The 7412-nt window shown below is 68.1% G+C and carries 9 protein-coding genes, 2 pseudogenes and 1 riboswitch; of the genes and pseudogenes, 5 read left to right on the forward strand and 6 right to left on the reverse strand.

All coding sequences use genetic code 11. The features are described from left to right. Positions 1–189 (forward strand): annotated as a pseudogene (locus QH283_RS22625) (site-specific integrase); the annotation flags it as partial. 89 nt (positions 190–278) lie between these two features. Further along, a pseudogene (locus QH283_RS22630) lies at positions 279–521 on the forward strand (integrase core domain-containing protein); the annotation flags it as partial. 79 nt (positions 522–600) lie between these two features. After that, positions 601–690: riboswitch (Fluoride riboswitch) on the reverse strand. A 237-nt stretch (positions 691–927) separates the two neighbouring features. Here QH283_RS22630 and QH283_RS22635 read toward each other — a convergent pair. The 5 genes from QH283_RS22635 to QH283_RS22655 form a co-directional block, all read right to left on the reverse strand. Then, the gene (locus QH283_RS22635) at positions 928–1326 is read right to left on the reverse strand and encodes a pyridoxamine 5'-phosphate oxidase family protein (RefSeq protein ID WP_011212428.1); all 399 of its coding nucleotides are present in this window, start codon (positions 1324–1326) and stop codon (positions 928–930) included. A gap of 66 nt (positions 1327–1392) precedes the next feature. Next, entirely contained in the window at positions 1393–1812 is a 420-nt protein-coding gene (locus QH283_RS22640) for a DUF302 domain-containing protein (protein ID WP_011212429.1), read from the reverse strand. A 48-nt stretch (positions 1813–1860) separates the two neighbouring features. Beyond that, on the reverse strand, positions 1861–2106 hold the full coding sequence (locus tag QH283_RS22645; RefSeq protein WP_011212430.1) for a YgaP family membrane protein: 246 nt from the start codon (positions 2104–2106) through the stop codon (positions 1861–1863). 53 nt (positions 2107–2159) lie between these two features. Next, positions 2160–2429 (reverse strand): metal-sensitive transcriptional regulator, encoded by a 270-nt coding sequence (locus tag QH283_RS22650; RefSeq protein WP_011212431.1) that lies wholly within the window; start codon positions 2427–2429, stop codon positions 2160–2162. A 74-nt stretch (positions 2430–2503) separates the two neighbouring features. Further along, the gene (locus tag QH283_RS22655) at positions 2504–4663 is read right to left on the reverse strand and encodes an MMPL family transporter (protein ID WP_011212432.1); all 2160 of its coding nucleotides are present in this window, start codon (positions 4661–4663) and stop codon (positions 2504–2506) included. 109 nt (positions 4664–4772) lie between these two features. Here QH283_RS22655 and QH283_RS22660 point away from each other — a divergent pair, with 109 nt between their 5' ends. From QH283_RS22660 to QH283_RS22670, 3 genes are all read left to right on the forward strand, one after another. Then, entirely contained in the window at positions 4773–5000 is a 228-nt protein-coding gene (locus QH283_RS22660; protein WP_011212433.1) for a YgaP family membrane protein, read from the forward strand. A 98-nt stretch (positions 5001–5098) separates the two neighbouring features. Continuing rightward, entirely contained in the window at positions 5099–5719 is a 621-nt protein-coding gene (locus tag QH283_RS22665; protein ID WP_011212434.1) for a hypothetical protein, read from the forward strand. Between the two features lie 413 nt (positions 5720–6132). After that, a complete protein-coding gene (locus QH283_RS22670) occupies positions 6133–6312 on the forward strand; it encodes a DUF3099 domain-containing protein (protein WP_229435208.1) in 180 nt (59 codons plus the stop codon). 304 nt (positions 6313–6616) lie between these two features. Here the strand turns inward: QH283_RS22670 and QH283_RS22675 are convergent, their stop codons facing one another. Continuing rightward, positions 6617–7141: a hypothetical protein gene (locus QH283_RS22675; RefSeq protein WP_041561620.1), complete on the reverse strand. Its 525-nt coding sequence runs from the start codon at positions 7139–7141 to the stop codon at positions 6617–6619. Between the last annotated feature and the right edge of the window lie 271 nt (positions 7142–7412).

Here is a 7412-nt window from a genome sequence, read left to right on the forward strand (position 1 = left end):
GGCTGGGACCTGCACGAACTCCGGCATTCTGGCCTGACGCATCTCGGCGAGGCCGGAGCCAGCCTGCTCGAGCTAATGGCCAAGTCTCGCCACCGCAAACCCGACAACCTGCGCCGCTACTTCAAACCCTCACCGGCAGCCATGCGCGGAATCACCAGCCTCCTCGGTCCCGACCGCAGCCACCGATAGCGGCCGCCAACAACGGCTCGTCCGTCTACCCGCTGACCAGGCGCTACGCGAACTTCGTTGTTTTTTGCGCCATTACTGCCGGAACCCCGACCCAGTCCATGGCAGCCGTCGGCTCCTCGGCCGACAACGCTCTGGCCGAGTCGTTCAACGCCACCATCAAGCGCGAGGTCCTCCAAGACGCCGCCTGCTGGCCCGACGAGGCCACCTGCCGCCGCGAGGTCTTCCGCTGGCTCGTCCGCTACAACACCCGCCGCCGTCACTCCTGGTGCGGCTACCTGTCCCCGTCCACCTACGAGGCCCGCCGGGCCGCTACGCTGCCAACCGCTGCGTAATCACCCACCGTGTCCAAGATCCGGGGGTAGGGCCCAGCTGAAGGTTCGCGGTGACCGGACAACAGGCAGACTCCTTCCTCGTGGGGAAGGAACCATCAGCCCCGGACCGGGGCGGTTCAGACGGCCCATAGGTCGGTCGTCTCGGCGGAGATCCATCGCCTGCGGACTCATCATAGCGTTGCGGTGCGGTTCGCTCCCTTTCCCGCTGCGTCCGTGACGGCGCGCCTGTGACATCACCTTTCGTGGGAGATCTGTCCTGCGCGAGGTTGTGCAGCAGCTTGCTCGACCTTGGGCCAACCATCCATGGCGTGATCCAGGCATCGGCGAGCAAGAGTGGACCGCGCGTCGGTGGCCAGTCTCGGCGAGTCCGGTCGGGCAAACAACTCGGTCGCCGATCAGCAGCAGGTCAGGGCGCTGGTGGTAAGCGAAGACCGGAGATGCGTTCGATGTCGATGCCGATGACCTGGTCGTGGGGTGTGGTGACCCAGGGGCGTCGGGGGATGTCGGCGGCGGCGACGAGTTCGTCGATGTCGGAGATGGCTGTGGCGGGTCCGGTGATCAGCACGGTCCATCCGCTGTGGGAGTCGGGATCGATGCGGTCCACTTGTACCGCCACGGTCTGGCCGGTGACCGCGCTGCCGTGGGCGCCTGGCACGGTCCACACCACGATGCGGTCACCGGCGACGGTGAAGTTGATCGGCCGGATCGCCGGGACCCCGTCCTCGAGGTAGGCGATGCGGGCGACCGGGACCGACCGCAGCAGGACCCGGCACTCGGTGTCGCTGATTGTCGACAGCTTTTTCATCGCTTGAGTTCCTTTCGGCGGGAAGGTTGTCTGCCCGGATCGGTCCTGTTCGCGGCCGGTGTCCGGTCAGTGGGAGCGGTGCAGGGAGTCGATGGCTGCTCGCAGTCTGGTCGTGGCGTCGGCGGCGATGGGTGCCAGCGCGGGTTGGTTGGTGAGCTGCACCATCAGTTGGGGGTTCATCGCCTCGATGATGATGTCGGTGTCGTTGTCGGGTGAGCGGCGCACGACGACGTTGCAGGGCAGCAGCAGTCCGATCTGGCGGTCGATCTCGACCGCGCGGTGGGCCAGGGGCGGGTTGCAGGCGCCCAGGATGCGGTAGTCCTCCATGTCGTGGCCGAGTTTGGCTTTCAGGGTGGCCTGCATGTCGATCTCGGTGAGCACGCCGAAGCCCTGTTCGGCCAGCGCGCGCTTGGCGGCGTCGACGGCGTCGTCGAAGCTGGCGGTCACGGTGGTGGACAGTCCCAGGTCGGTTCCGGTGTCGGTCATGTGCGGGCTCGCTTTCTCGGTTCGGTGACGCTGAGGGGTGGCCGGTGGTCAGGTACGCGCGACCGTGCAGGTCGCGGTGCCGGCGGGCAGGCCGAGGCGGGCCATGAGCAGGCTGGCCGGGCACCAGCCGAGCGCGCTGTAGAGCAGCAGGTTGGCACCGACCAGGGCGGTCAGTATCAGCCACCACGGTGAGAGGGTCGCGGCCAGGGCGGCGCTGAGCAGGATCAGCGTTCCCGCCAGCAACGGCACCACTCGGTCGATGGTCCAGGTGCGCGGTCGCGTGGGCAGCGTCATGACGTGTTATCTCCTTGTCCTCGGTCCCGGTCCAGGACCGAGGCGGGTAGGGGTCAGGCCAGGGTGAGGAACAGTTTTTCCAGTTCCTCGACCGTCATCGGGTCGGCGCCTTCGCCGGGTTGTCCGGCCAGGCATTCGCGCAGCCCGGTGGCGACGATCTTGAATCCGGCCCGGTCCAGGGCGCGTGAGACCGCCGCGAGCTGGGTGACGACGTCTTTGCAGTCGCGTCCCTGCTCGATCATCGCGATCACGCCCGCGAGCTGTCCGTGTGCGCGGCGCAGCCGGTTCAGTACCGGTGCGATGCTGTTCTCGTCGCCGACCATGGTGGTGTCTCCGTTCTCGTGCCGTACCCCTCCCAAGATACCCGATGGGGTATTCCGGGAGGGGTTCGCGCACGTCAGTGGTGAGCGAAGCTGATGGTGGGCAGCACCCGGGTCAGCCACGCCGGGCTCCACCAGGCAGCGTGCCCGGTCAGGCGCAGCATGACCGGCAACAGCACCAGCCGCACCAGGATCGCGTCGAGCAGGACCGCGACACCGAGGATGATGCCCATCTCCTTGGGAGGCAGTGGGTCGGCCAGGGCGAAGGTGAAGAACACCGCCACCATGACCGCCGCGGCGGCGAAGATGACCCGCCCCGAATGCGCGAGCCCGTCGACGTGCGCGGCGTGGGGGTCGCCGGTGCGTTCGTAGTGTTCTTTGGCGGTAGCCAGCAGAAACACCGTGTAGTCCATGGCGATGGCGAAGATCATCGCGAAGAAGAACACCGGCCCCCACCCGTCGAGGAACCCCTGTGGAGTGAAGCCGAGCAGTTCGGCGCCGTGCCCGTCCTGGAAGATCAGTTTGGCCACCCCGAACGCGGCCGCGGTCGAGAGCAGGCTGACCAGGGTGCCCAGGGCCGCGATGAGCGGGGCCTGCAACGCGATCAGCAACAACACGAACCCGAGCACCAAGATGATGCCCACCACGATCGGCAGATAGTCGTCGAGGGCTTGTTGCAGGTCGAGGTTTTCCGCCGCCGCGCCCCCGACCACCGCGTCGGCGGGCAGGTCGGCGCGCAACTGGTCCAGGATTTCGGCCATCTGCGGTGCGGAGGGATCGACTGCGGGCATGGCCTGCATCATCACCAGATCGGCGCCGTCGGCGGCGGGCTGGGGCGGGGTGAGCATGACGATGCCGTCGCTGGCGCGCGCGATGGTCGCGGTGGCCGCCGCGTCGGCGGTCGGGGTGATGATCGAGAGCATGCCCGGGGCGCCCGGGCCCATCTGCTCGGCGATCAGTTCATAGCCTTGGCGCACCGGCGCGTCGGTGGGCACGACGGCGATCGAGGGCATCGCGGTTTTGAGCCCGAACACCGGTGCGGCCAGCCCGATCAGGATGGCCAGTGCCACCGCGGCGAACGGCCACGGGTGCTTGTGCAGGATCTGGCCCCACCGCGCGAAGACCGGCGAGCGGTGCTGCTGGCGGCGCGCGTAGGGCAGCGCGGCGGCGTTGACCTTGGTGCCGAGCGCGCCGAGGACGGCGGGCAGCAGGGTCAGGGTCGCGGCGAGTACGAACACCACCGCGAGCATGATCCCGACCGCCATGGTCCGCACGGCGGGAGCGGGCACGATCAGCACCGCCGACAAGCTCACCAGCACCGTCAGCCCTGAGAGCAGGACGGCTTTGCCTGCGGTGTCCATGGTTTCGGCGACCGCGGCGCGGGGATCGCCGGTGCGGGCCAGCGCGTCGCGGAAGCGCGCGACCAGGAACAGCGCGTAGTCGATGCCCAGGGCCAGGGCGAACATCATGGCGAAGTTCATCGCCCACACCGAGATCGGGGTGATCTGGTTCAGCAGCACCAGTCCACCTGCGGAGGCCACCAAGCCCGCGAGGGTCAGCAGCAGCGGCAGCCCGGCCGCGACCAGTGACCCGAACGCCAGGACCATGATCGCCAGGGTGACCGGCCACGACAGCATCTCGGCCTGGATCATCGCGTCGTGGTTGGCGGCGTTGAAGTCGCTCCACAGCGCCGAGGCCCCGGTCGGATACACCTCGATCCCGTCTTCGGACAGCGCGGTCAACGCGGCTTTGTGCTCGTCGACGGCTTTGACCATGTCATCGGTGGAGGCATTGGCGCCCGCGATCACGATGCCGGTGTGTCCGTCAGGGCTGATCGTGAAGCCCGGTTGCGGGGCGATCACCTGCCCGATCCGCTCGTCCCCGGCGAAGACCGCCGTGACCTGCTCAACCACGCGTGCCATCGCCGGGTCGCCGATCGTGGCGGTGTCGGAATGGATCACCACCTGCACCGCGGCCGAGGAGTTACCGCCGAAGTGCTGCTGAGCCAGCTCTCTGGCGCGCACCGATTCCGAGCCGTTGGCCTGCCACCCGGCCCCGGCCAGGGAGGTGAACACACTCGGCGCGGCGGCGCCCAGCGCGACCAGCACCAGCAGCCATATCCCGATCACTGCCCGGGTGCGCCCGGCCATGAACGCGCCCCACCGGCCCAGAAGCCCCGGACTCGAGTCCGGGTGCTGGCCGCCAGCGGCGGTCCCAGCGAGTCTCGTCTCGACCATACAGCCCTCCTTAGATACCCTTGGGGGTATATTCAATCCCGCGACGACAATACCCTATGGGGTATCGTGGTGTGCAAGTCCGTCCGCCGAGCAGAGGAGTTTCACCGTCATGGGAATCGTCGAATTCATGCGAGGCACCGCGGGCCGGGCCGCCCGCATCATCGCCGGGATCGCGCTGATCCTGATCGGGCTCGCCGCTATCGGCGGACCCGTCGGCATCCTCGTCGCCGTCATCGGAGTGATCCCGATCGCGGCAGGAGCGTTCAACTTCTGCCTGCTCGGCCCCGTCCTCGGCCTGGACCTGCATGGTCAGCCACGCCGCCAGGCCGGTCACTGAACTCGGGCCGGTCACACAACCGCCGAGTCCGATCCGTCCCGCGCATCGCCGACACCGCACCGTTGTAGCGATGCGCCACAACACGCAGGAGTTTGTCGATGGCCGATATCGAGCTGTTTGTCGATCCCGTCTGCCCGTTCTCGTGGGTGAGTTCGCAGTGGCTGCTCACCGCCGCCGAGGACAGTGCGCACACGGTGCGGCTACGCCAGATGAGCCTGGCCGTGCTCAACGACGGCCACGACGTGGCCGCCGACCACAAGCCGATGATCGATCGCTCGCGCCGCCTGGGGCGGGTGTTCGCCGCGGCTACCCGCACCGGCGGCGCCGAAGCGTTCGCACGCCTCTATGACGTCATCGGCACCCGACTGCACATACAGGGCGATGATCTCGGGCCGCAGGAGGTGGCGAAGTCGTTGACCGAGGCGGGCCTGGATCCGGGGTTGGCCGAGCACCTGGACAGCACCAGCCTCGACGACGACATCACCGGAACCCACGAGGTCAGCCAAGCTGCGCTCGGCGGCCGCGGCGGCAGTCCGATCGTCGTCGTCGACGGACGCGGGTTCAACGGTCCCGTCCTGACCGAACAACCCCGCCCGGACCGCGGCCGAGATCTGCTCGACGCGCTCGTCACCGCCGCGACCACCCCCGGATTCGCTGCCCTGCAGCGCCCCTATCAAGGCCCGCCGAAAATCGATGCCGCCACCGAGGAGACCCACTGATGTGCTCACCGACCCGATGCCGCACCTGCGGCAAAACCACCTGGTCCGGCTGCGGCGCCCACATCGAGGCCGTCCGTGCCCGGGTCGCCCCCGACGACTGGTGCCCCGGCCACCCGACCCAGCAAGCAGGCCAACCCTGGTGGCGCCTGCGCAGGAACTGACCGACCACCTCACCCCTGCCGGAGCGGACACGCTCGACAGTGACCCCGGTCCCGCACCTCGGTGTGTATCGAGCTCGCGACGCCGATTGCCTGCGGCGCAGAAGGGTAAGGCTTGCGCATGAAACGTTCTGCGCCGGGCTTTGCCGGCGGCGGGGACGAGCGGCAGGCGGCGTTGATCACCGCCGTGGGCTTGTCCTACCCCGAACAGCATCGCCGTAGGGTCCGCAAGTACGTGGTCCTATGGCGTGTCGGGTGCCGTCGTTGCTGTTGGCCACCGCCGTGTACGCCGCTGGTGGTCCCGGCTGGGTGGCCGCGGCGATCATGGGGGTGACACTGCCGTTGTCGTGGATGGCGGTGTTGATCGCCAACGACCGCCCACCCCGCGAGAAACGCCGTCCCTCGCTGCTTCGGCGCCGTCGGCGCCGTCGTTGAGCTCGGTAGTGATCGGGGGTCCGGGAACATTCACGAGAAAAGTCACGCTAAGGAGTTACCGCACATAGTGACATACTATGTGCGGCATCGCGGCGGCCGAGCTGGAGAAGCGGCCGAGCAGCCAGTGGTCGACTCGCGAAACTATGTGCGGTAGGACTCGCCTGTCGACTCACGGAGAGCAATGGGGGACCGCTAGCGGAACATTCCGCGCGGATGTTCCTCAATCCCCTTCGCCTACCCGGCGCCTGCCGCGCCAGCAGTGTGCGCGCCAGAGATGTTCGGGCGTGCGGTTGCCCGAGCGAGTTCAGAAGGGGACGGCCTCGCCCAGGCGCTGGATGACTTCGCGGGCGGCCTGCGCGCTTTCGTCGGTGGCGGCCGCGGTCACCCCTGCCGCGATGGGGGAGAGCAGGCCCTTGATCATGGTCAAGCCACGTTTGACGATTCCCGGATCCGGTTCCTCATTTACGACCTCGGCCAGGATCGTCTCGGTGTGCTCGCGAACCTCGGTGGTCTCGTCGTCGGCCAGGGGGAACCGCGGCAGTGTGGCGAGCAGCTCGGCGAGAGTGGCCGCGAGCTCTTCGTACCCGGGGGCGATCTGATCGCTGTGGGCTTGTCCCTGGTGCACGGTTCCGTTGTTCCAGGCCAGCTGGGCGTGCGAGCCGTGGACCGTGACGATCGGACCGTTGTAGTTGGTGATGTTCGCCGCGGGCGGGTAGACCCCGCCCGCCTCCATCTCGATCGGCACGCGGACCGGGTTCTTGGCGAACTCCCGCTGGATCTCGCGGCTCATCTGCTGGATGCCACGGCGATTGATCTTGAACCCGCTCATGGACAGGTCCTCCTTCGACACGAATAGTTCGATGGCCCACGATCTCATGCACGCCCGACAGCTACCCCGACAGCTACTCCGCCCTACTCAGACGGGCGCGCCGACGTCACGTCGGTGTGGGTCGGTACCCAGCTGTCCTGGCCTGGGCCTCATCGCCATCTCCGGGCGAGGATCGGTGTGACAGCAGGTGCCGTGATCTGGAACGTGGGGAAGGGGCCCCCCCCGCGGGGGGGCGGGAGGGGACCAGTTTTTGGGGGGGGGGGGGGGGAAA

The sequence above is a fragment of the Nocardia farcinica genome, from assembly GCF_029867845.1.
GTDB classification, from domain to species: Bacteria; Actinomycetota; Actinomycetes; order Mycobacteriales; family Mycobacteriaceae; genus Nocardia; species Nocardia farcinica_A.